This is a genomic window from Bradyrhizobium sp. B025 (genome assembly GCF_042257955.1).
In the GTDB taxonomy this organism is placed as follows: domain Bacteria; phylum Pseudomonadota; class Alphaproteobacteria; order Rhizobiales; family Xanthobacteraceae; genus Bradyrhizobium; species Bradyrhizobium diazoefficiens.
In genome coordinates this window covers 4,704,862-4,728,423 of the sequence record NZ_CP170150.1, presented here as the reverse complement: position 1 = coordinate 4,728,423, position 23,562 = coordinate 4,704,862, and the positions used below count along the sequence as shown (strand labels likewise).

General features: G+C 63.9%; 23 protein-coding genes. 18 read left to right on the top strand and 5 right to left on the bottom strand.

Going from position 1 to position 23,562, the window contains the following annotated elements:
• Positions 1 to 2: 2 nt before the first annotated feature.
• The 9 genes from nuoL (at position 3) to mtnK (ending at position 9,987) form a co-directional block, all read left to right on the top strand.
• Positions 3 to 2,075, top strand: a complete 2,073-nt coding sequence (nuoL, locus tag ACE10W_RS21875; protein WP_161534773.1) for an NADH-quinone oxidoreductase subunit L — start codon at positions 3 to 5, stop codon at positions 2,073 to 2,075.
• Positions 2,076 to 3,584, top strand: a complete 1,509-nt coding sequence (locus tag ACE10W_RS21870) for an NADH-quinone oxidoreductase subunit M (protein ID WP_028171717.1) — start codon at positions 2,076 to 2,078, stop codon at positions 3,582 to 3,584.
• A 22-nt stretch (positions 3,585 to 3,606) separates the two neighbouring features.
• Positions 3,607 to 5,043, top strand: coding sequence for an NADH-quinone oxidoreductase subunit NuoN (gene nuoN, locus ACE10W_RS21865; RefSeq protein ID WP_375761936.1), 1,437 nt, complete (start codon positions 3,607 to 3,609; stop codon positions 5,041 to 5,043).
• A gap of 1 nt (position 5,044) precedes the next feature.
• On the top strand, positions 5,045 to 5,851 hold the full coding sequence (locus tag ACE10W_RS21860; RefSeq protein ID WP_375761935.1) for a biotin--[acetyl-CoA-carboxylase] ligase: 807 nt from the start codon (positions 5,045 to 5,047) through the stop codon (positions 5,849 to 5,851).
• Entirely contained in the window at positions 5,851 to 7,521 is a 1,671-nt protein-coding gene (locus ACE10W_RS21855) for a ribonuclease J (RefSeq protein ID WP_028171719.1), read from the top strand. The genes ACE10W_RS21860 and ACE10W_RS21855 overlap by 1 nt, the downstream gene beginning before the upstream one ends.
• A 66-nt stretch (positions 7,522 to 7,587) precedes the next feature.
• On the top strand, positions 7,588 to 7,992 hold the full coding sequence (gene mce, locus ACE10W_RS21850; protein WP_011087668.1) for a methylmalonyl-CoA epimerase: 405 nt from the start codon (positions 7,588 to 7,590) through the stop codon (positions 7,990 to 7,992).
• Between the two features lie 9 nt (positions 7,993 to 8,001).
• Entirely contained in the window at positions 8,002 to 8,277 is a 276-nt protein-coding gene (locus ACE10W_RS21845; protein ID WP_011087667.1) for a DUF1467 family protein, read from the top strand.
• Positions 8,278 to 8,313: 36 nt separating this feature from the next.
• Positions 8,314 to 8,661, top strand: a complete 348-nt coding sequence (locus tag ACE10W_RS21840; protein WP_011087666.1) for a hypothetical protein — start codon at positions 8,314 to 8,316, stop codon at positions 8,659 to 8,661.
• A gap of 33 nt (positions 8,662 to 8,694) precedes the next feature.
• Positions 8,695 to 9,987, top strand: a complete 1,293-nt coding sequence (mtnK, locus tag ACE10W_RS21835; RefSeq protein ID WP_375761934.1) for an S-methyl-5-thioribose kinase — start codon at positions 8,695 to 8,697, stop codon at positions 9,985 to 9,987.
• Between the two features lie 13 nt (positions 9,988 to 10,000).
• Here the strand turns inward: mtnK and ACE10W_RS21830 are convergent, their stop codons facing one another.
• On the bottom strand, positions 10,001 to 10,876 hold the full coding sequence (locus ACE10W_RS21830) for a hypothetical protein (protein WP_375761933.1): 876 nt from the start codon (positions 10,874 to 10,876) through the stop codon (positions 10,001 to 10,003).
• 298 nt (positions 10,877 to 11,174) lie between these two features.
• Here ACE10W_RS21830 and ACE10W_RS21825 point away from each other — a divergent pair, with 298 nt between their 5' ends.
• Genes ACE10W_RS21825 through ACE10W_RS21805 form a run of 5 tightly spaced genes read left to right on the top strand, consistent with a single transcriptional unit; the run spans position 11,175 to position 16,580 of the window.
• Positions 11,175 to 12,764, top strand: a complete 1,590-nt coding sequence (locus ACE10W_RS21825) for an ABC transporter substrate-binding protein (RefSeq protein ID WP_375761932.1) — start codon at positions 11,175 to 11,177, stop codon at positions 12,762 to 12,764.
• Positions 12,765 to 12,816: 52 nt separating this feature from the next.
• Complete coding sequence (locus ACE10W_RS21820; protein ID WP_011087662.1) at positions 12,817 to 13,740, top strand: ABC transporter permease; 924 nt, start codon at positions 12,817 to 12,819, stop codon at positions 13,738 to 13,740.
• Complete coding sequence (locus ACE10W_RS21815; RefSeq protein ID WP_375761931.1) at positions 13,737 to 14,558, top strand: ABC transporter permease; 822 nt, start codon at positions 13,737 to 13,739, stop codon at positions 14,556 to 14,558. Before ACE10W_RS21820 ends, ACE10W_RS21815 begins: the two co-directional genes overlap by 4 nt.
• Positions 14,555 to 15,535: an ABC transporter ATP-binding protein gene (locus ACE10W_RS21810; protein WP_028171724.1), complete on the top strand. Its 981-nt coding sequence runs from the start codon at positions 14,555 to 14,557 to the stop codon at positions 15,533 to 15,535. The genes ACE10W_RS21815 and ACE10W_RS21810 overlap by 4 nt, the downstream gene beginning before the upstream one ends.
• Positions 15,528 to 16,580 (top strand): ABC transporter ATP-binding protein, encoded by a 1,053-nt coding sequence (locus ACE10W_RS21805; protein ID WP_375761930.1) that lies wholly within the window; start codon positions 15,528 to 15,530, stop codon positions 16,578 to 16,580. Before ACE10W_RS21810 ends, ACE10W_RS21805 begins: the two co-directional genes overlap by 8 nt.
• Before the next feature lie 87 nt (positions 16,581 to 16,667).
• Here the strand turns inward: ACE10W_RS21805 and ACE10W_RS21800 are convergent, their stop codons facing one another.
• Entirely contained in the window at positions 16,668 to 17,501 is an 834-nt protein-coding gene (locus tag ACE10W_RS21800) for a hypothetical protein (RefSeq protein WP_375761929.1), read from the bottom strand.
• A gap of 3 nt (positions 17,502 to 17,504) precedes the next feature.
• On the opposite strand from ACE10W_RS21800, the gene ACE10W_RS21795 reads away from it, so the two are divergent.
• A complete protein-coding gene (locus ACE10W_RS21795; RefSeq protein WP_375761928.1) occupies positions 17,505 to 17,699 on the top strand; it encodes a hypothetical protein in 195 nt (64 codons plus the stop codon).
• Between the two features lie 69 nt (positions 17,700 to 17,768).
• Here ACE10W_RS21795 and ACE10W_RS21790 read toward each other — a convergent pair whose 3' ends face one another.
• The gene (locus ACE10W_RS21790) at positions 17,769 to 19,223 is read right to left on the bottom strand and encodes a DUF1254 domain-containing protein (protein WP_011087657.1); all 1,455 of its coding nucleotides are present in this window, start codon (positions 19,221 to 19,223) and stop codon (positions 17,769 to 17,771) included.
• A gap of 683 nt (positions 19,224 to 19,906) precedes the next feature.
• On the opposite strand from ACE10W_RS21790, the gene ACE10W_RS21785 reads away from it, so the two are divergent.
• A complete protein-coding gene (locus tag ACE10W_RS21785; protein ID WP_375761927.1) occupies positions 19,907 to 20,182 on the top strand; it encodes a hypothetical protein in 276 nt (91 codons plus the stop codon).
• Positions 20,183 to 20,289: 107 nt separating this feature from the next.
• Here the strand turns inward: ACE10W_RS21785 and ACE10W_RS21780 are convergent, their stop codons facing one another.
• Positions 20,290 to 20,916 (bottom strand): LysR family transcriptional regulator, encoded by a 627-nt coding sequence (locus ACE10W_RS21780; RefSeq protein WP_011087656.1) that lies wholly within the window; start codon positions 20,914 to 20,916, stop codon positions 20,290 to 20,292.
• A gap of 128 nt (positions 20,917 to 21,044) precedes the next feature.
• On the opposite strand from ACE10W_RS21780, the gene ACE10W_RS21775 reads away from it, so the two are divergent.
• Positions 21,045 to 21,437, top strand: coding sequence for a RidA family protein (locus tag ACE10W_RS21775; protein WP_375761926.1), 393 nt, complete (start codon positions 21,045 to 21,047; stop codon positions 21,435 to 21,437).
• Positions 21,438 to 21,484: 47 nt separating this feature from the next.
• Positions 21,485 to 22,174 carry an L-2-amino-thiazoline-4-carboxylic acid hydrolase gene (locus ACE10W_RS21770; protein WP_060912411.1) on the top strand — a complete coding sequence of 230 codons (690 nt, stop codon included), beginning with the start codon at positions 21,485 to 21,487 and terminating at the stop codon, positions 22,172 to 22,174.
• 357 nt (positions 22,175 to 22,531) lie between these two features.
• Here the strand turns inward: ACE10W_RS21770 and ACE10W_RS21765 are convergent, their stop codons facing one another.
• Complete coding sequence (locus ACE10W_RS21765) at positions 22,532 to 23,560, bottom strand: ABC transporter permease (protein ID WP_060912410.1); 1,029 nt, start codon at positions 23,558 to 23,560, stop codon at positions 22,532 to 22,534.
• Positions 23,561 to 23,562: the final 2 nt, after the last annotated feature.

Genomic DNA, 23,562 nt, shown 5'->3' with positions numbered 1-23,562 from the left:
TCATGGTTCAGGCAATCGTATTCCTGCCGCTCCTGGGCGCCATCTTGGCCGGCCTGATTGCGCTGTTCGGCGCTCATGCCCGCAACCCCTCAGGCGACGAGGTCGAGCATCACGGCGACCACGGTCACGGCGATGCGCATGCGTCCGCGGCCCATGACGACCATGGCCACGACGATCACGCTCACGATGACCACGGACCGGTCGAGCCTGCAGCGGCGGGCTCGCGCGCGGCGGAGCTGATCACGACGGGACTGCTGTTCGTGTCGGCGGTGCTGTCCTGGATGACGCTGGTCGATGTCGGCTTCATGCACCACGACATGCGGATCCCGCTGTTGCCGTGGATCCTCTCCGGCGACCTCCAGGTCTACTGGACGCTGCGGGTCGACACGCTCACCGCCGTGATGCTGGTGGTGGTGACGACCGTGTCCTCGCTCGTGCACCTCTATTCCATCGGCTATATGGACGAGGATCCGTACCGGCCGCGCTTCTTCGGCTATCTCTCGCTGTTCACCTTCGCCATGCTGATGCTGGTGACGGCGGACAACCTCGTGCAGCTGTTCTTCGGCTGGGAGGGCGTGGGTCTCGCCAGCTACCTGCTGATCGGGTTCTGGTACCAGAAGCCGTCGGCGAACGCCGCCGCCATCAAGGCCTTCGTGGTCAACCGCGTCGGCGACTTCGGTTTCGCACTCGGCATCTTCGCGATCTTCATGCTGGTCGGCTCGACCGATTTCGAGACGATCTTCCACGCCGCGCCCGGCCTCACCGGCAAGACCATCAACTTCCTCGGCTGGCACGCCGATGCGCTGACCCTGACGTGCCTCCTGCTGTTCATGGGCGCGATGGGCAAGTCGGCGCAGTTCCTGCTGCACACCTGGTTGCCGGACGCGATGGAAGGCCCGACCCCGGTCTCCGCGCTGATCCACGCCGCGACTATGGTCACCGCCGGCGTGTTCATGGTGGCACGCCTGTCGCCGCTGTTCGAGCTCGCCCCGAACGCGCAGGCCGTCGTGATGTTCTTCGGCGCCACCACGGCGTTCTTCGCCGCGACCATCGGCCTCGTCCAGAACGACATCAAGCGCATCGTTGCCTACTCGACCTGTTCGCAGCTCGGCTACATGTTCGTGGCGATGGGAGCAGGGGCCTATTCGGTCGGCATGTTCCACCTGTTCACGCACGCCTTCTTCAAGGCACTGCTGTTCTTGGGCTCCGGCTCGGTGATCTACGCGATGCACCACGAGCAGGACATCCGCAATATGGGCGGCCTCTGGAAGAAGATCCCCTACACCTACGCGGTGATGGTGGTCGGCACGCTGGCCCTGACCGGCTTCCCGCTCACTGCCGGCTACTTCTCCAAGGATGCGATCATCGAATCGGCCTACGCCTCGCACAATCCGTTCGCGATCTACGGCTTCCTGATGACGGTCGTCGCCGCCGGCCTGACCTCGTTCTACTCCTGGCGCCTGATCTTCAAGACCTTCCATGGCGAGCCGCATGACGAGCATCACTATGAAGCCGCGCATGAGGCCCCGCTCTGGATCCTGATCCCGATCGGCGTGCTCGCGGTCGGCTCGATCGTCGCGGGCTTCCCGTTCAAGGAGCTGTTCGCCGGTCACGGCGTCGAGGAGTTCTTCCGCGAGTCCGTGAAGATGAACCCGCACATCATCGAGGAGATGCACCACATCCCCGAGACCATCGCCTTGCTGCCGACGGTGATGATGGTGCTGGGCTTCCTGGTCTCGTACCTGTTCTACATCCGCCGGCCGTATCTGCCGGTCGAGCTCGCGAACACGCAGCCGATGCTGTACCAGTTTCTGCTCAACAAATGGTACTTCGACGAGCTGTACGAGGTCATCTTCGTCCGTCCGGCGAAGTGGATCGGCTACCAGCTCTGGAAGAAGGGCGACGGCTTCATCATCGACGGCCTCGGTCCCGACGGCGTCTCGGCCCGCGTGCTGGACGTCACCCGCAACGTCGTGAAGATCCAGACCGGCTATCTCTATCACTATGCATTCGCCATGCTGATCGGCGTCGCCGGCCTGATCACTTGGTTCATGTTCGGCTTTGGAGGCCAGTAAATGACGACCTGGCCCATTCTATCGGTCACCACGTTCCTGCCGCTGGTCGGCGCGCTGATCGTCTATCTCACCCGCGGCGACGACGAGGCGGCGCGGCGCAACTCGCGCTGGATCGCCCTGTGGACCACGCTGATCACCTTCGCTGTGTCGGTGATCCTGGTCATGCGCTTCGATCCTTCGAATGCGGACTTCCAGTTCGTCGAGAAGGCGAACTGGCTCGCCACCGGCATCACCTACCACATGGGCGTGGACGGCATTTCGCTGCCCTTCGTGATCCTGACCACCGCGTTGATGCCGATCTGCATCATCGCGAGCTGGAAATCGGTCACGAGCCGCGTGCGTGAATACATGATGGCGTTCCTGATCCTGGAAACGTTTTTGGTCGGCACCTTCGCCGCGCTCGATCTCGTGCTGTTCTACCTGTTCTTCGAAGGCGGCCTGATCCCGATGTTCCTGATCATCGGCATCTGGGGCGGCCCGCGCCGGGTCTACGCGTCGTTCAAGTTCTTCCTCTACACGCTGCTCGGCTCGGTCCTGATGCTGCTCGCCATCATGGCGCTGTACTGGAACGGCGCCACCACCGACATCCCGACCCTGATGCACACAGCCGTGCCGCGGTCGCTGCAGACCTGGGCGTGGCTCGCCTTCTTCGCATCCTTCGCGGTGAAGATGCCGATGTGGCCGGTGCACACGTGGTTGCCCGATGCGCATGTCGAGGCGCCGACCGCCGGCTCGGTGGTCCTGGCCGCGATCCTCTTGAAGTTGGGCGGCTACGGCTTCCTGCGATTCTCGCTGCCGATGTTCCCCCTCGCGTCGCACGACTTCGCGCCGCTGATCTTCACGCTCTCGGTCATCGCCATCATATACACCTCGCTGGTGGCGCTGATGCAGGAGGACATGAAGAAGCTGATCGCGTACTCTTCAGTGGCGCATATGGGCTTCGTCACCATGGGCATCTTCGCCGGCACCTTGCAGGGCGTCGCCGGTGGCGTGTTCCAGATGATCTCGCACGGCATCGTCTCCGGCGCGCTGTTCCTCTGCGTCGGCATCGTCTACGACCGCATGCACACCCGCGAGATCGCGGCCTATGGCGGCCTCGTCAACCGGATGCCGCTCTACGCGCTGACCTTCATGGTCTTCACCATGGCCAATGTCGGTCTGCCCGGCACGTCCGGCTTCGTCGGCGAGTTCATGACGCTGCTCGGCACCTTCAAGACCTCAATCCCGACCGCGTTCTTCGCTTCGACCGGCGTGATCCTGTCGGCGTGCTACGCGCTCTGGCTCTACCGCAAGGTCGTGTTCGGGACGCTGGTCAAGCCGTCGCTGATGACGATCAAGGATCTCACCTTCCGGGAGTGCCTGACGCTGTTCCCGCTGATCGCGCTGACGATCCTGTTCGGCGTCTATCCGAAGCCGGTGCTCGACATGTCGGAGGCCTCGGTCCAGCAACTCGTCAACAATTACAACACCGCTGTGACGGCCGTGAAGGCCGCCGCACTGCTCCATTGATCGGGCAGGTCAGGATATCGCCATGAGCTTTGAGACTGCAGGTTATCAACTGGCGCCGGTGCTGCCCGAGCTCGTGCTCGCGGTCGGCGCCATGGCGCTTCTGATGCTCGGCGCGTATCGCGGGCAGGAGACCACAAAGACGGTCACGACGCTGGCGATCCTGCTCCTGATCGTGGTCGGCGTGCTCGAATACATGCTGCCCGCGGGCAAGCAGGTGACCTTCGGCGGCAGCTTCATCGTCGACGACTTCGCCCGCTTCATGAAGATCCTGGCCCTGATCGGCTCGGCGGTGACGCTGGTGCTGTCGACCGAGTTCCTGTCCGACCCGTCGCGCCGCATCTTCGAATACGCCATCCTGGTACTGCTCTCGACCCTCGGCATGATGGTGCTGATCTCGGCCGGCGATCTGATCTCGCTCTATCTCGGCCTCGAATTGATGTCGCTGGCGCTCTACGTCGTGGCGAGCTCGAACCGCGACAACGCCAAGTCGACCGAAGCCGGCTTGAAGTACTTCGTGCTCGGCGCGCTGTCCTCGGGCATGCTGCTCTACGGCTCCTCGCTGGTCTATGGCTTCACCGGCACGGTCAGCTTCGCCGGCATCGCGGCAACCGCGACGACCGCGAATGTCGGCCTCGTCTTCGGTCTCGTCTTCCTGCTCGCCGGGCTCTGCTTCAAGGTCTCGGCCGTGCCGTTCCACATGTGGACGCCCGACGTCTACGAGGGCGCCCCGACGCCGGTCACCGCCTTCTTCGCCTCGGCGCCGAAGGTGGCCGCGCTCGCCGTCTTCACCCGTGTCACGCTCACCGCTTTCCCGGGCATCGTCTCGCAGTGGCAGCAGATCCTGGTGTTCGTGGCGATCGCCTCGATGGCGCTCGGCTCCTTCGCCGCGATCGGCCAGAGCAACATCAAGCGCCTGATGGCCTATTCCTCGATCGGCCACATGGGCTTTGCCCTGGTCGGCCTTGCCTCCGGCACCGTCGAGGGTGCACAGGGCGTCCTGATGTACATCGTGATCTATGTCGCGATGACGCTCGGCTCGTTCTCGATCATCCTCGCCATGAAGCGCAACGGCCAGGCCGTGGAGCAGATCAGCGATTTCGCCGGTCTCTCGCGTACCAATCCGCTGCTCGCCTTCATGTTCGCGATGCTGCTGTTCTCGCTCGCCGGCATTCCGCCGCTCGCCGGCTTCTTCGCCAAATGGTACGTCTTCGTCGCGGCCATCAAGGCGAACCTGTTCACGCTCGCCGTGATCGGCGTGCTCTCCAGCGTGGTGGGCGCCTACTACTATCTCGCCATCGTCAAGACGATGTATTTCGACGAGCCGGCCGGCCAGGTCGACCCGGTGCGCGTCGAGGTGAAGACGGTGCTGGCGGTCGCGGGCCTGTTCAACATCCTGTTCGCGCTGTTCGCGGGCCCGGTGGTGAGCGTCGCCTCCGCCGCCGCAAAGTCGCTGTTCTAGGATGGGGTTCGCGCTCGGTCCTCGCGCACTCTCGGCGGGCTACAAGCTCGCGGCTTTCGAGCGGACCGGCTCGACCAATACCGAAGCGATCGAGCACGCCAGGGGCGGCGAACCCGGCCCGATGTGGTTCGTCACATCGGAGCAGACCGCCGGCCGCGGCCGGCGCCAGCGCGCCTGGATCGCGCCGCGCGGCAATCTTGCCGCCAGCATCCTCGAAGTCATGACTGTTCCGCCAGCCGTCGCGGCCACGCTCGGCTTTGCGGCGGGGCTCGCGGAGGAGGCGGCCCTCGAGAAGGTGAGCCTGGAGGCCGCGCTGCGCCTCGACGAGGGCCGTCCCCGCTACGCCCTAAAATGGCCGAACGACGTGCTTGCCGACGGCAAGAAGCTCGTCGGGATCGGGCTCGAGGCCGAAGTCATCGGAGACCGCCTCGCCGTCGTCGTCGGCATCGGCACCAACGTCGTCGCCGCGCCGGAGGGCACGCCGACGCCCGCGGTGTCGCTGGCCGCGCTTGGCGTCCAGATCAGCGCGGAGGAGCTGTTTTCCGCTCTGTCTGATGCCTGGGTCGAGTTCCGCGGCATCTGGGACAATGGCCGCGGCTTTGCCGAGATCCGCAGGCTCTGGTTGGAGCGGGCCGCAGGTCTCGGCGAAAGGGTTGCGATCAACACGGGAACGACGACGCTCGAAGGCATTTTCGACACGATCGACGACGCCGGTTGCCTGATCGTCCGCACTGCTGACGGCCGACGCCTGCCGGTGGCGGCCGGCGAGGTGTTCTTCGGCTCGGCCGCCTCAGTGGGAGCTGCGTGATGGCGAAGCCTGACGAACTGGTCTTTGCGCCGCTCGGCGGCGTCGGCGAGATCGGCATGAACCTGTCGATCTACGGCCTCGGCAACCGCCAGCAGCGCGCCTGGCTCGCGGTCGATCTCGGTGTCTCCTTCGGCGACGAGGAGCATCTGCCGGGCATCGACCTGATCATGCCCGACATCAGCTTCCTGGAGAAGGAACGCAAGAACCTGATGGGCCTGGTGCTGACCCACGCCCATGAGGACCATTTCGGCGCCATCATCGACCTCTGGCCGAAGCTGAAATGCCCGATCTATGCGACCCAGTTCAGCGCCGCGCTGTTCGAGGCCAAATGTGCCGCCGAGCGCAACGCGCCGAAGATCCCGGTGACGGTGGTGCCGTCGGGAGGGCGCGTCGATATCGGCCCGTTCAACGTCGAGTTCATCCCGGTCGCGCATTCGATACCGGAGTCGCACGCGCTGGCCATCCATACCGAAGCCGGCATCGTGCTGCACACCGGCGACTGGAAGATCGACCCGACCCCGATCATCGGCCGCCCGACCGACGAAAAGCGGCTGCGCGAACTGGGCGACGAGGGCGTGCTCGCCCTGATCGGCGATTCCACCAACGCGGTGCGCGACGGCCGCTCGCCTTCCGAAGCCGAGGTTGCCAGGACCATCGCCGGGCTGGTCAAGGCCGCCAAGGGCAGGGTTGCCGTGACGACCTTCGCCTCCAACGTCGCGCGCATCAAGGCGGTGGCGGATGCGGCGCGGGCCGCCGATCGCGAGGTCGTCGTGGTCGGACGCGCCATGGACCGCGTGTCGCAGGTCGCGCGCGAGACCGGCTATCTCGACGGGGTCCAGAACTTCCGCTCGATCGACGTCTACGGCCATCTGCCGCAGGACAAGGTGCTGGCGCTCTGCACCGGTAGCCAGGGCGAGGCCCGCGCGGCGCTGGCGCGCATCGCCAATGACGACCATCCGGAGATCACGCTCAACCGCGGCGATTGCGTGATCTTCTCCTCGCGCACCATTCCCGGCAACGAGAAGGCGGTCGGTTCGATCATCAACAACCTGGTGCTCCAGGGCGTCGAGGTCATCACCGATCGCGACGCCCTGGTCCACGTCTCCGGCCATCCCCGCCGCGACGAGCTACGCGATATGATCGCCTGGGTGCGCCCGCAACTCCTGATCCCCGTCCATGGCGAGGCCCTGCATCTGCACGAGCACGCCAAGCTCGCGCGCGCCGCCGGCGTGCCGCGCGTCCTGGTCTGCCGCAACGGCGACCTCGTCAAGCTCGGCCCCGGCGATCCCGGCATCGTCGGCGAGGTGCCCTCGGGCCGTCTCTACAAGGACGGCACGATCCTGGAGGATTCCAAGTCCCGCGCGGTGGTCGAGCGCCGCCGCATGGCCTTTTCCGGCTGCGCTTTCGTCGCCATCGCCATGACCGCGCAGGGCGAGCTTGTCGACGAACCCGAGGTCGATCTCGTCGGCGTTCCCGAGAAGAACAGGGCGGGCGAGGCCTTTGACGACCTGGTCTTCGAGGCCGTGATGTCCACGATCGAGGGGCTGCCGAAAGCGCGCCGCCGCGATCCGGACGCGCTGGCCGAGTCGGTGCGACGCGCGGTCCGGGCCGTGATCAACGAACATTGGGGCAAAAAGCCCGCCTGTCTGGTACATGTGCTGACAGTCTGATTGAGGCATGGTCTTTTCGGAAAGGCGCTTCACGCTTTTCCGGATCGTGCTCTGAGGGAGAGAAACATGCTGGGTCGGCTCAACCATGTCGCGATCGCGACCAAGGATGCCGTCAAGGCTGCAAAAATCTACGGCGCCGCGTTCGGGGCGCAGATCTCGGAGGCGGTCGCGCTGCCCGAGCATGGCGTCACCACGGTGTTCGCGACACTGCCCAACACCAAGATCGAGTTCATCGAGCCGCTCGGCGAAGCTTCTCCGATCGCAAAGTTCCTGGAGCGCAACGCGGACGGCGGCATCCACCATGTCTGCTACGAGGTCGTGGACATCATCGCCTCGCGCGACACCTTGGTGAAGGAGGGCGCCCGGGTGCTCGGCGACGGCGTGCCGAAGATCGGCGCCCACGGCAAGCCGGTGCTGTTCCTGCACCCGAAGGACTTTTCCGGCGCGCTGGTCGAAATCGAGCAGGCGTAAGGCCGTCCCATGGCCATCCAGATATCGACCGCGATCGCGATCTACTTCGTCATCTGGTGGGTCGCGCTGTTCCTGACGCTGCCGTTCGGCGTGCGCAGCCAGCACGAGGACGGCGTGGGCGCGCCCGGCACCGATCCCGGTGCGCCGATCCTGACGCGGATGGGACGCAAGCTGATCTGGACCACGATCATCTCGGCGATCATCTACGGCGCGGGCCTTGCCGCCTATCACGCCGGCTATCTCTCGATCGAACGCCTGTCGAAATTGATGGGCATGCCGTTCTAGACGTTCTTTGCTGACGATATTGTTTTGGGGGAACGAATGACTTTTCAGAGGATCGTCGTTGCGCTTCTGGTGCTGATCGTCGCCGGTCTTGGTGCCATCGGCTATTTCGAGTGGAAGATGGCCGTCCAGGTGCGAACGCTGAAGGCGTTCGTCGAGGGCTATGTCTTCAACGAGGCCGTGATGGCCTGCGAGCAGGCCAAGAGCTCGACGCCGTTCAAGTGGAACGGCGGCAAGAGCACCTCGGTGATCGGGCTGAACTCGGTCAAGCTGGATAAATACAACGTCAGCGCCAGCTACACGCTGGTGGCGGACGGCGTCTATTGCGATTACGATCCGATCAAGAGAAAGGCCGGGATCGGCTCGAGCTTCCTGGAGCGGGAGTAACGATCCGGCCCATATTTATGGGGTAGGATCGTCATGACCGGGGACCGGGCAGGGGACTATCGGATTCTGCATGAGGCGGCGCTGCGGGACTATCTCGCGGGCCTTCCGGACCTCAAGGCGCTGCTCGGCGGCGATCCCGCATCCTGGTCGATCACCGAGGTCGGCGACGGCAATCTCAATCTCGTCTTCATCGTCAAGGGCGACCGCGGCGGCGTCGCCGTGAAGCAGGCGCTGCCCTATGTCCGTCTCGTCGGCGAGAGCTGGCCGCTGCCGCTGTCGCGGGCCCATTACGAATATCTCGCTTTGTCGCGGCAGGCCGAGCTCGCGCCCGGCCTCGTGCCGGCGCTGCTGCATCACAACGAGAAGCTGGCGCTGACGGTGATGGAGCTGCTCGAGCCCCACATCATCATGCGCAAGGGGCTGGTCGCGGCGACGCAATACCCGCGCTTCGCGGGCGACATCACCACCTTCATGGCGCGCACGCTGTTCTTCACCTCAGACCTCGCGCTGTCCGCGGCCGAGAAGAAAGAGGGCATCGCCGCGTTCGCCGGCAACCATGCGCTGTGCAAGATCACCGAGGACCTGATCTTCACCGATCCCTACCGCATCGCCGAGCAGAACCGCTGGACCGCGCCTTACCTCGACGGCCTGGCCGCCGCGTTGCGCGACGACATGGACCTGCATGTCGCGATCTCCCGCCTCAAGCTGAAGTTCATGGCAAGCCCGGAGGCGCTGCTCCACGGCGATCTCCACACCGGCTCGATCATGGTCACGGGCAGCCAGACGCGGGTGATCGACCCGGAATTCGCATTCTACGGCCCGATGGGGTTCGACGTCGGCGCCGTGCTGGCCAATTTGCTGATGGCCTATTTCGCCTCCAGCGGTCACGAGCGCGCGCCAGGCGAGCGGGCCGCGTTCGAGGGCTGGGTGCTGGAGACGGTCGAGCAGGTCTGGACCGAGTTCGCCGGCAAATTCCTCGACCTCTGGCGCAGCCATGCCGCCGGCGATGCCTATCCGGTCTCGCTCTTCGCCGGCGAGAAGGGCGCCGCGCGCCTGGAGGCGGAGCGGCAGGCCTACATGCAGCGCCTGTTCGCGGACACGATTGGCTTCGCCGCGGCCAAGACCATTCGCCGCATCTTCGGCCTCGCCCACAACATCGATTTCGAGCTGATCGAAGACCCGAAGAAGCGCGCGATCAGCGAGGCCCGCGCCGTGCGGCTGGCGAGGGCGATGATGGTGGAGACGGGGGCGTTTCGGACGATCGCTGACGTGACAGGCGCCGCGCGAAAGCTGCGCGACTGGATGCCGGAGTTTGCGAACGGCTAGAGGCCGATGCGCTTCAATAAAGCCGCATCGGCAGCAGGACGCCGTCTGTGCCGGCCAGCAGACCCCAGGTCTCGTTGGCCGCGACTTCGAACTCCCGGCTCGCTGCCGCACCGCCGTCGACCTTGAGCGTGACCTTGTATTTGCCGGGCGGCAGATCGATCTTCTGACGGTCCGGTATTTCGGCTGCGGCAGCGTCGGAGTTCGTCAAGTTCTCGCCGGCGTGCGCCGCCAGCTTGATGGTCTGGTCGGCGACGGTGATGACCGCCTCCTCGTCCGACTCGTTGCCGAGCATCAGCTTTGCCTGCCTCGGCCTCGGCAGGAGGCCGGCATTCGCGATACCCGGCTTGCGCAGCGAAAGCTCGGCGATTGTCCTGTCGTTCTGACGGGAAAGCCGGAGCAGGACCGGTCCACGGGGCGTCGTGAAGGTGATCACCGCCCGGTCTGGTTCGACCACCGTCTCGATCCAGCCACGCTTGCCGAGCTCGGCGCGATAGAAGCCGAGCACCGCCGCGAGATCGCGCGGGGTCTCGGCGTAGACCGACGTGATGAACGGCGAATTCTTCGCCGTAGCGATGCTCCAGCTCTCCGGCAGTGGCAGACCGGTGCCCTGGGAAACCCTGGCTTCGAAACCTACACCTGCGCCCCGTGCGACCGCTCCGACGGGGATGCTGAGCAGTCGTTCGACGAAATTATCCGGGGTGTCATGGCCCCGGACCGCCCACCCCGTTTCGTCAAGATAGTCGTTCACGCCAGTGGTGCGACTCCAGCCGAACCGGATGCTGTCCGCCTCGCTGTACCGGCCGAGGCTGGCCGCGACCGGGCTTGCCAGCACGGCCGTGGCGGCGACCAGTCCGCCGATAAGCAAAGCACCGAGCGTTCGGCTTTTCATGTGCGGATTCCCATCTCGACGAGATCACTGGGCTGAAGGCCCTTGTCCTGAGCTTGGTCGCATCGATCACGCCGGACGTTCACCGCTCGTAGATCGTTGTTTCCGCTTCCGATTCTCGACGGGTTGAGAGGGTCGCCGCAAGCTACGGCTTCGCCTGAGGGCTCGCCCCCCGGGCGGGCGTCTCGAACGAAGCGTTGCAAGGAACTGCGGCATCGAAGGCGAAAAGAGGAGCTTGCACTCGACGTGCCGCGAGTGGTCAACTCCGTGACTGGAATATGCCTGCGGTGCCGGAGGGGACATGATGTTCAGGATTGTGGCGATCGTCGCTGGGTTGGGACTGGCGCTCGCCGGATCGGTGGAGGCTCAGACTCCGCGCAAAGGCGGAACCATCCGGATGACGGCGCCCTACGGTTCCAGCTTCACCAGCCTGGACATTCACACCACGCAGCGCGCCCAGGACGAGATCTACGCCAAGGCGCTGCATCGGTCGCTCTACATCTGGAATTCCGCGGAAGGAAAACCCGTCCTGGAACTTGCCAAGGAGGACGTGGTCTCGGGCGGAGGCCTCGTTCACACCTTCAAGCTGCGTGACGACGCCTATTTCCACAATGGCCGCAAGATGACGGCCGACGACGTCATCTGGTCGTACAACCGCATCATGGACGGCGCCAAGGCCTATCCCGGCGCGCGCTTTGTCCGCGTGATCGAGGGCGCCGCCGCGGTCGAGAAGGGCCAGGCCAAGGAAATCTCCGGCCTGAAGAAGATCGACGACTTCACCCTCGAGATGAAGCTGACCGAGAAGGTCGATCCGGGCTTCTACTTCTTCACCGCGCTGACCTCGATCTATCCCGCCGACGAGGCCGCGAAGGATAGCTTCATCCAGAAGCCGATCGGTCTTGGACCGTTCAAGTTCGTCGAGCACGTGCCGGGATCGCGCATCGTGCTGGAGCGGTGGGACCGCTTCTACAAATCCGGCAAGCCCTACGCCGACAAGGTCATCGTGTCGGTCATGGGCGAGGCCGCGGCGCGCGATGTCGCCTTCCGCAACAAGGAGATCGACACCTCGGTGCTGGGACCTGCGCAGTATGTCGCCTACCAGTCCGACGCCGACCTCAAGGGCACCATCGTCGAGGTCGCCGAGGTCTTCACGCGCTACATGGGGATGAACACCGCGTTCAAGCCGTTCGCCGACAAGCGCGTCAGGCAGGCGATCAACTATGCGATCGACACCGACCTGATCATCAACAAGCTGGTCAAGAACAAGGCCTATCGCGCCACCAGCTGGCTGCCGCTGACCTCGCCGCTCTACGACAAGACCATGAAGCCCTACGCCTTCGATCCGGCCAAGGCCAAGCAGCTGCTCGCGGAGGCCGGCTATCCCTCAGGCTTCGAGTTCGAATGGACCACCAGCCAGAACGAGAGCTGGGGTTTGCCGATCGTCACGGCCGTCATCCCGATGCTGGACAAGGTGGGCATCAAGGCGAAGGTCAAGCTGGTCGAGACGGCGGTGCTGGCGGAGGTGGTTCGCAGCGGCGACTACCAGGCCTTCATCTATTCCCAGCAGACTGGCCCGGATCCCCAGGCCGCGCTGAAATGCTTCCACTCGTCGACGCCGCAATCGGCGTGCAACTACATGAACTTCAAGAACGCCGATTTCGACAAGTTGATCGACGAGGCCGGGCAGACCGACGACGCCGCAAAGCGCGGCCAGCTGCTGCAAAAGGCCAATGCGCTGCTCTACGAAGAGGCGCCGGTCTGGTTCTTCAACTACAACAAGGCGGTCATGGCGGTGCAGCCGTGGCTCAAGGGGGTTCAGTTGAATGCGACCGAGCTGACCCATCAGAACGTCGAAGACCTCTGGGTCGACGAGACCTCGCCCGCGAAGTGACACGCGCTCCCTCCATCGCAACGTCAGATGGAGGGAGCGAGGAAAAGTGCCGATGCTCTCCTTCCTGATCCGTCGCCTCCTGCAAACCATTCCGACCGTGCTTGCCGTGGTGATGCTGGTCTTCGTGCTGTTCAGCGTCGTTCCCGGCAGCATCGTCTCGACCATGAGCGACGACAGCGATCCGCAGGTCGAGGCCCGCATGAAGAAGCAGCTCGGCCTCGACGAGCCCGTCTACCTGCGCTTCGGCTCCTATATCGCGAAGCTCGCGACCGGTGACTTCGGGACCTCGTTCCGGACGCGCGAGCCGGTCACGACCATGATTGCCAAGCGGATGGGGCCGACCCTGCAATTGATCTTCGCGTCCATGGCATTTGCGGTCGCGATCGGCGTGCCGCTCGGCTTCGTCGCGGCGTTGCGGCCTGGTGGTGTCGTCGACAGCGCGGCGATGGTCGTGGCGGTGTCGGGTCTTTCAATGGCCAAGTTCTGGCTCGGACTGCTGCTGATGTACCTGTTCGCGTTGAAGCTCGGCTGGCTGCCGAGTTTTGGCTATGGCGATGGCGGCCTTAAAAATCTGATCCTGCCGGCCGTGACACTCGGCGTTTCGCCGATGGCGCTGCTGGCCCGGACGACGCGCGCCGCAGTCCTCGAGATCATGCACGCCGACTTTGTCCGCACGGCGCGATCGAAGGGCATGAGCGAGACGCGCGTCGTGAAGTGGCACGTGATGCGCAACGCGCTCGTCCTGATTCTCACGACAATGGGCCTGCAATTCGGCGCGCTGATGGGGCAGGCGGTCGTCGTCGAGAAACTGTTCTCCTGGCCGGGCATCGGCTCGCTGCTCGTCGACAGCGTCCTGCAACGCGACATTCCCGCCGTCCAGGGCTCCATCCTCGTGGTGGTGCTGTTCTTTCTTGCGATCAACTTGCTGATCGACCTGCTCTACGGCGTGATCGATCCCAGGATCAGATACGCATGAGGCTCCGCGCCAATCTCGTCATCGGTGGTGCCTTGTTCGCGCTTGCGATCCTGGTCGGCCTGCTCGCACCCTGGCTGGCGCACACCGATCCCGTCCTGGACGCCAATTTGATGAATGCGGAAGAGCCCCCGAGCTGGACCTGGTGGTTCGGGACCGACGGGCAGGGCCGTGACATCTATTCCCGGGTCGTCTACGGCGCGCGCATCTCGCTGACGGTTGGCATCGTCTCGCAGCTCATCAACAGCGTCATCGGCGTGGCACTGGGCCTGAGCGCCGGCTATTGGGGCGGCTGGTGGGACGATGTCGTCAACGGACTGACCAATCTGATGCTCGCGATCCCTTCGCTGATCTTCGCGCTGGCCATCATGGCGGTGCTTGGACCCGGCCTGACCAGCCTGCTCATCGCACTCGGGCTGACCAACTGGTCCTTCACCTGCCGGATCGCACGGGCCTCGGCGCTGTCGCTGAGGAGCCAGGGCTACGTGCAGGCGGCAACCGTGCTCGGTTACGGCGATCTGCGCATCATGATCACGCAGCTCCTGCCGAACATGCTCGGCCCCATCATCGTCATCGGCACGCTTGGCATGGGCAGCGCGGTCTTGTCCGAAGCAGCCCTTTCGTTCCTCGGCCTCGGCGTCCGTCCGCCTTTTCCGAGCTGGGGCAGCATGCTGTCGGAAGCCCGCGACCAGATCACGACGGCGCCGTGGCTCTCGGTCTTTCCGGGCCTTGCCATCTTCCTGACGGTGCTCGGCCTCAACCTGCTCGGCGACGGCCTGCGCGACATTCTCGATCCGCAATCGCGGAGCCGGCGCACATGACGGGCCCGCCGCTTATCGAAGTCGAGGATTTGCGCATCGATCTCGACGACGGATCGCGGCGCGTTGCGGCGGCCGAGGGCATTTCGTTTCGCATTGATCGTGGCGAGACGTTCGGCCTGGTCGGCGAATCCGGATGCGGCAAGAGCATCACGGCGCTCGCCTTGATCGGCCTGTTGCGGCCGCCGCTGTCGATCGGCGGCGGCGCCATCCGGTTTGAGGGGCGGGAGATCCAGCACCTTTCCGCGGCCAGGCAGCGGGAGCTGCGCGGCAATCGCATCGCCATGATCTTCCAGGAGCCGATGACGGCGCTCAATCCGGTCTCGCCTGTGGGGCGGCAGATCGCCGAGATGTTCGTGCTGCACCAGGGCAAGAGCTGGCGGGAAGCAGACCGGCTGGCGGTCGAGGCGCTGGCGAGTGTCCGCGTCCCCGCGCCCGAGCGACGCGTCAAGGATTACCCGCACCAGCTGTCGGGGGGCATGCGACAGCGCGTGATGATCGCCATCGCGCTCGCATGCGGTCCGGACCTTCTGATCGCCGACGAGCCGACCACCGCGCTCGACGTGACCGTGCAGGCCGAAATCATCGAGCTGATGCGGAATCTGTGCGCCGAGCGAGGAACGGCCATCCTGATGATCAGCCACGATCTTGGCCTGGTCGCCAATGTCTGTCGCCGCGTTGCCGTCATGTATGCCGGCCGCATTGTCGAGGAGCGCGGCTCGGCCGATATCTTCCGGGCGCCCTCGCACCCCTATACGCAAGGCCTGGTCGACTCGCTGCCGCGGCTGGGCAGCCGCGCGGCGCTTGGCCGTACCAGGCTCCAGGAGATCGCGGGCGTCGTGCCGGCGATCACGGCTTTCCCTGATGGCTGCAGGTTCAATCCGCGTTGCGCGCGGGCGACCGATATTTGCCGGACCGCGGCGCCGGAGACGACACGGCTGGACGCGGGCGGTCTGGTGAGGTGTCACCACCATGCATGAACCGCAAGAAAGGCCTGGTGAGGCGAGGCCGGATGACGATGTCATTCTCAGCGTCGAGGATCTCGCGGTTCATTTTCCGCTGGGAGGCGGCATGCTGGGCCGCGGCCGGCGGCTGCTCCGTGCCGTCGACGGTGTCGATCTCAGGCTGAAGCGCGGCGAATGTCTCGGCCTCGTCGGCGAGTCCGGCTCCGGCAAATCGACGGTCGCATTGTCGATCCTTGGTCTGTTGGGGCCGACGCGCGGCCGCATCGTGCTGGACGGACAGGTCGTAACGAACAGGCAATCCGGCGATCGCAAGGCGCTGGCCCGCATCGTGCAAATGGTCTTCCAGGATCCGTACGCCTCGCTCAACCCGCGCCAGACCGTTCGTCGCACGCTTGAAGATCCGCTGCGGGTGCATGGCGTCACCGCAGCGAGCGAGATCGCGGACCGCGTCGCGACGATGCTCAAGCATGTGGGATTGCGCCCCGAACAGGCGGGCCGCTACCCGCACGAATTCTCCGGCGGCCAGCGCCAGCGCATCGGCATTGCGCGTGCCCTGATCCTCAACCCCAAGATCGTCATCTGCGACGAACCCGTGTCGGCGCTCGATGTCTCGATCCGCGCCCAGATCATCAACCTGCTGCTGGAACTAAAAGAGACGCTCGGCCTGTCCTACATCATGATCAGCCACGACCTCGGCGTGGTCGAGCACATGAGCGACCGCGTCGCCGTGATGTATCTCGGCCGTATCGTGGAGAATGGCGACTGGCGCGAGATCTTCGAACGGCCGGCGCACCCCTATACGCAAGCCCTGATCGCCGCCATCCCCGATCCGCTGCGCCATGCACCGCTGGCGACGACAGGGGGCGATCTTCCCAATCCGCTCAATCCGCCGCACGGATGCGCGTTCAGCCCGCGCTGTCGTCACGCCGAAGCCGTGTGCCGCCAGGAACCCGGTCCGTCGCTGGAGACGCGTCCCGACGGGCACGCGGTGCGGTGCTGGCGGGCTGACGAGATTGCCGGGCAGGCGGCATTGGCCTCGACCGAAAGCGGACATCCCTAGAATGGAGGGCGCGTCCGTTGCCGCCTCCCAGGTTCGCCGGCTGCCAGCGCTCGCAGCGTCAATTTCTGTGGAACGTCGATGCCCGCTTTAGTGCGCTGACCATGGCCATGAGATTGACGGTCGCGGCTTCTTGGCCTCGGGCCGCTCCGGGGTTCGCGCCGGCCGTTGCGTTTGGACGACATTGGCCGATTGCCGAGGACGTGGCAGCGGTATGTCAGGCACCGCTTTGGGCTCTTCAGAGCTCAGCGTTGGTGGCGCTTCGGGCATCGTCTTTGGTTCTTCGGGGCTCGTCGTTGGTGACGTTTCGGGGATTGCCTTTGGCTGTGAAGCGTTGGCGATGACGCGGGCGAGTTGGTCCTGACTTGCGTTGAGCCGCTCGGTGAGCGTCTGGCTTTCGCGCGCCATTTGCATCTGATCGGCCTTGATCTGGAAGATGATGCCGTTGTTACGCTCCGATTCCTCTCGACTCACCTTGAGTTGGCTTGCCAGATTTTCATTGTCGCGGATCAATTGTTCCTGCCTCGCCTTAAGCTGTTCGACTGTTTGGCTCAAGACAGCGAGATCACGCGCCATCGGTTGAAACTGCTGCGACAACTCGGAGCGCAGGACAACGGCGCTCGGCTCGACCGCCTCCGGCGTGGCGCGAGCCAGAGGTGCTGGGTCTGAGGGAGGCATCTTTGCTGTATCAGCGGAGAATGACCACCACCAGGCAACCACACCAAGGGATGCCGCCAACAGGAATCCGACGAAAGCCACATATCGCCAATCCGCCTGAAGCGTTGCGAGGGTGATGGGGGACTGCTTGATGCTGATCGGCGCGGCCGAAGAACTGACTCCTGCTTCGCGTGCCAGGTTCGACAGTTGCTCCTCCAGGCTTGCAATCTGCCCTTCCACGAGCCTGTCGTCTAGCATGGAGTTCATTTGATGCTCCGTATCAAAATGCAATGGCAATCGCGCGAGAGCGATCCGCGCATCCGCGCTACGGCGAGCGAACACTCAACGCATCGGTTCTTGGGCCTGCGAGGATTGTTTCTTGCCAGCCGCTCGGTGTTGATTTTTAACGCAGTCGAGGAGGGCGGAACTATGTTCGTACTTGGAGAACTATGGAAGGAGTACTGACCCTTCACCGCCTGCTTCGCGTTCGCGCGGTCGGACGCCGGCGCCGAAGCGCCGGCGTGCCGCCAACTTTTATTGGGCAGAAATGCCCACCGTTGTTTGCGACTTCACAACCGGCGGCGGATTCCATTTGCCGGTCAGCGCTTCCGACTTCGGCGCGTACAGGCGCATGGTCAGATTGAACGGCGCCTTCGGTGCAGGAAGCCAGTTGGCTTCGAGCTCCTTGCCGGGGCTCGCGTTCTGGAAATAGAGGTCGAGCGATCCATCCGCATTGTACTTGAACGGCATCCAGCTGGAGACCGCAAAACGGTTCAGCGTGTTGCCGACCTGGAAGCCGTCCTGATCGTAGAGCGTGATCGACCAGAACGCGTTGACAGGCGGCGTGGCGCCCTTCTCGAAGGTGACGGTGTATTTGTTCGCGCCATCGAGCGGCTTACCGGTGTCGTCGGCGAGATTGAGCGGATAGATGGCATCCTCGACCACGTTGGCGCCAAGCCCCTGCTGCGCGACAATGGCCCGCTTCAGGTAGTAGTTGCCGTAAACACCCATCGTGTCGGTGTTCATCCCCCAGCCGTTGGCAACCCGCGCCAGCGTCGGCACCTTCCAGGCCATCAGCTTCTGCGCGTCCTGCGGTGCGGTCTCCAGCGCCCTTTGCACGGCCGGGTCGAGCTTGCCGATGTCAAAGCTCTTGCCGGGCTCGATGCCGATTTTCTTCATCTGCGCGAGGATCGGTTCGTCGGTGACGTGAGGCGGATGCAGCTTCAGCAATTCCGCGGCATAGGCGAAATACACCCCCGCCGTCATGGTATCGACCTGCGTCTTTGGCGGCGTCTTCATGTCGACGCTTGGGTCCGGCTTGAATTCGACCGGCCTGGGCGTTTTGCCATACTCGGAAAGCAGGGTGACCTTGTAGCCGGCCTGGATCTTGTGGACCGCATCATAATCCGGCGGCCCGTCGGTCTTAGTCCGGCCGATCAGCCAGACGTAGGGCGTTGGCGCGTCGATGCGCTGGGTGTCTTTTGGAAGCTTGAACTCCTCGGCGAATCTGTCCCGCAGATCCGGCCGCCAGTTCGCCGGCGCCACCAGGAACGTCCCGGCCTTGGTGCCCGTCGTGCGCCAGCCCGGCGATGCGAAGACGTCCGTCCACATGTCGAGCATCGGCAGCAGATAGTAGCGCCCATCGGTATCCGGTGCTGAGATGACAACCGGCTCCTTGGTCATGTCGAGCCAGGAGGCCGAATACAGCGTATCGAAGTTGGACCGCACCACGCCTTTGAAATCCGCCGGCGGGTATTCGGGCACGTTGACGAACGTGTTCATCGGTCCCCTGAAATCGGTCGTGCCGTTGGTGAATTGCTTGCGGGATACATCCATCGACATGATGGAGTAGAAGTAAACATAGGCGTCGACCGCGATGGCGTGCGCCTCCTGTTCGGTGATCGGCGGCGCCGATTGAGCCAGCGCTGCGGGTGCCGTCGCCGCACCAAGGCAGAGAGACAATGTCAGTGGCAGGAATCCTCGAAACATCTCGAACCTCCTCTGCTGATGATTGATTTGGATTTACGGCTTCGTTCAATTCTCCTTGTCCAACGTCAGAATCGTCTCGCCTCTCGTGACGGTCGAGCCCGGCGAATTTTCGATCAGTTGATCCACATCATATCGCCGGGACCTCGACCCACGCGTCGCGCGCGTTCCCCGCGTCTTCGTTCGTCTCAATGACAGGGTGGAGGCGGGGCTGCCGCGTTCTGGGCGAACGCTGTTTCGGTCCCGCGCAACGGCGCGGTTACGGTGAGCATTCCGAAAATCTGATTCAGTATTGTGTTACGCATGACATCATTATTCCTTGTACAAAAAACTACGGAACGACTTGAAACACTCGTGCTTGGGCGCGCCATTGCGAGGCAATGTGCAATGCATCAAACGCCTGACGGCGTATTCGGAAATCGAAACGAGGCGTGGTGGAAACGTTGCAACGAGGCGATTATAGATAGTTCTGGAAAGCTCCTTGCGAATGGAACGCTAGCACAACCGCCCAGTGAGGACCAGCCTTGGTCGTTATTTTGTGCCTCTACCTCGTCGCGCTATGGGCCGGCGTGGAGGCGAACCGGAGCACGCCGCGCTAAGGTGGGGGCCGGGCGCGGACAACGCCGGTGTTTCTGCTATAGTGCGACATTCGAACTCGCGGGGCGGCCGGTTCAAGGGTTGAAATCATGCACAGAGCATCTGGATCATTACTGTTTGCCATCGCTTTTATTCTTTTTGGTCCGCAAGTGCGGGCGCAGCAAATTCCGGCCGAAACGATTCAGGGAATGCTGGCGGCTCAGATCCGCACACAAGGCTTCACTTGCGAAAAGCCACTCGGCGCAAGGAAGGATGCGAAGTTGTCTCGACCTGATCGCGACGTTTGGGTTCTGAAATGCAGCAACGCCATGTACAGGATCTCGCGCGTTCCCGACATGGCGGCAAAGGTCGAACCGCTCCGCTGAGCTCGACGCTCTCTACGGATTGGCGCCGTGATGGAATTGCGCCGGTGTTTTGCCCGACGTGTCGAACGTCCTGGCGGCGAGGGCTCAAGCCATGCCTCACGGTCGTCTCAGCTCCCGCTGATGCCGACCAGGCGAGGGCGGCGGTTTGCGAGCGGGTTCTCGGCCGGCAGGGCGCGCAGCCATTCGCGAAAACTGACGATCTCGGGACAATCCGCGGTGCCTTCAGGCGCGATCAGCCAATCGCCGAGGCCCGACCCCTCGTTGAGCCGGTCGCAGCGATAGCCCGGATGGCGGCTGAGGCCGCGGGCAATCAGCAGGTCCACCTTGCCCTCGACCAATTCGTGCAGGCCGGCGGGCTGCAGCACCCGCAAACCGATGTCCGCATGCGCGCTGCGAAACTCCGCCAGATCGAGGCGGCGCAGGTCGAAGCTGCCATGGACTCCCAGTTGCAGCAGCACAGTACCTGACGGTTTCAATTGCGAAGTCGCCTCCGCAATATGGCGAAAGCCTTCGGAGACCCCGGGCAGATAGGCCTGACCGGCCGCCGTGAGGATGAGCTGCTTGTGCAGCCGCTCGAACAGCTGCACGCCGAGGCGTGCCTCCAGCGCCTTCACCTGCTGCCCCACGGCGGCGGGTGTCACGTGTAGCTCGTGGGCGGCGAGCTTGAAGCTGAGATGCCGTGCGGCGGCCTCGAAGGCGCGGAGCGCGTTGAGCGGGGGAAGGGCGTAGGTCATTGCGCCGCAGTTTGACACCGATGGGCCGTGGCCTTGCAATAGATTTTCTTGCGCTGAACCGCAGGAATGATGCTTTGCGCCGAGGCGATGTCGCCGGTTACGGTCAGCCCGCAATCCGGAGAAACCCCATGCCCTCAGCTCAAATCGTCAGCCACAATCCCGCAGCGGTCCACCCTCCCGCCGGCGGTTACAGCATGGGACTTGAACTGACGCAGCATCGCCGCCTCTTGTTCATCAGCGGCCAAGTGCCCGAGAGATCCGACGGCACCGTGCCCGAAGGTTTCGAGGCGCAATGCGAGCAGGCCTGGCGCAACGTCATCGAGGTGCTCGCCGCCGCGGGCCTTGGCGTCGAGCATCTAGTCAAGGTCACCACGTTCCTGACTGACCGGGATCAAGTCGTGACCAACCGCACCATTCGTCGCGCGGTGCTCGGGGAACACCAGCCCGCGTTGACGGTCGTGATCGTCGAGACCGTTGACAGCAAATGGCTGCTGGAGATCGAGGCGATTGCCGCGGAATGAAGCCGGCTTCGCCGACCTTGCAAACAGCCAATTATGTCAGGTGCCAAATGGCCGAGAACATCCATCCCTTCTACGAGACGCATCGGGGCGCAATGGAGGCCGCCATGCGCGATCGGCTCGACCTTGCCGAGCCGATGCTCTGCGAGCGCGCGCATCTCACCGACATCGGCGGGATCAGACGGGAGGTGATGGACGAATTCGAGATCGTGCTCAGTCAAATGCCCTATGTCGGCGGCGCGGCAAGTCGCATGAGCGATTTCTTCATGCGTCTCATGGGCTTCATGGCCATCAGCCGGGTGCTGCGGCGACACGGCGTGCCGCCGGCCGTGATCGGCGAGATCGAGCGGGAAACCTACAAGGCGCAATTGCTCACCGTCCCCGAAACGGAACGTCTCGCCTTGGGCCGTCAGTTCATGTCGCCGGAGAACCAGGCTTTGCTGCGGGCGCAGGCTGCAGGAAGTGTTACTGAAAGCCATCGGGAAAAGTTTCCGGAGGATTTCGTTTACGATTTCGTCGAGCCGGGGCCGGATGACAATTTCGAGTTCGGCATCAACTACAAGGCTTGCGGCTTCTGCAAATTCGCGGCTCGCCATGGCGACAAGGACATCCTGCCGAACATCTGTGGACTTGATTTCGACGCCTATGCAACGCGAGGCATCCGCCTGGAGAGGACACAAACCTTGGCCGGCGGAGCGAGCCACTGCAATTTCCGATTCTCGCGGCTGCCGTCGGAGTAGAACCGTCACACTGAGGTGGCCGCTTCTTCAGCGGCCCTCGAAGGGCGACGGCCCGGCTGCATCTCGGCCGTTCATCCTTCGAGGCTCCGCATGCGATGCTTTCGCATCGCCTGCCTCGCATCTCCAGCGACAACGGCTTCGCCGTTGCGCGGGGATGACGGATCATTGTTCCTGCGGTCTTGGAAAGCTGCACGGACGTACCAGTTGCAATGATGACATCCTGCACCTGTTTTGCCCGACGGGTCAAATGTCGGTGCGGTCGCACTCGCGCAGTCGCGAGTTTGGTAAGCGACTGAACTTCCTCACAGTGTCTACTGTGCATGGGGTTGTTTTTGCAGTTTTTGTTTTGAGGGCTGTCTACTCCGCCGCTTTCTCCCTCAGTCGCTGGGCGTAGACATTGATGATCAAGGCCGCCAGCAGAATCAGGCCACGGATCAGGATCTTCAGGAAGCTGTCGATGTTGACGTGGTCGAGGCCGTTATTCAGGACCCCCAGGACGAAGAGCCCGACGATGGTGTTGCCGATGCCGCCGCGGCCGCCGAACAGGCTGGTGCCGCCGACCACGACGGCGGCGATGGAGTCGAGCAAATAGGTGTCGAACTCGTTCTGCTGCGCGCTGCCGAAATGGGCGACGCCCAGCATGCCGCCGATGCCGGAGCACACCGCCGAGATCACCATCACCGCGCCGAGGATGAGCTTGACGTTGAGGCCGGAATATTCGGCGGCCTCGCGGTTGCCGCCGACCATGTAGACGTAGCGGCCGAAGCGCGTGTAGGTCAGCACCAGATGGCCGCCGAGCAGCATGATGGCCGCGACGATGACGATCCAGGGGATGCCGCCGATCGATCCGGAGCCGAGCGTCGTGATCAGGCCGGGCACCTTGTAGGCGATCTGGCCGCGCACCAGCAGCGCCGAGATGCCGGCCGCGATCTGCATCATCGCCAAGGTCATGATGAAGGAGGGGATGCCGATCACGGTCAGGCCCAGCGCATTGACGAGGCCAAGCAGGGCGCAGAGCAGGATCGACAGGATGATCGCAACCGCGCCGGGCAGGGGGATGTTGGCGATGTTGACGTAGGACTCCTGCAGCGTGAAGTAGGCGACGGCGATGCCGGTGACGTTGGCGATGCTGGCGATCGACAGGTCGATCTCGGCGCAGAGGATCACGAAGGTGAGGCCGACGGCGATGATGCCTGTCACCGACACCTGCGTCAGGATGTTGCCGAGATTGTCGAGCGTGGCGAAGGAGGGGCTGGCGAAGGCGAAGAAGGCGGACAGGAAGATCAGCGTCAGGAACGGCGCGATGTTGCGCATCTGCGAGCGCAGGAAGGGCGCCAGACCGCGCGCCCGATGAGCTTCAGCAAAGGCCGTCTCACTGCTCGCCATGG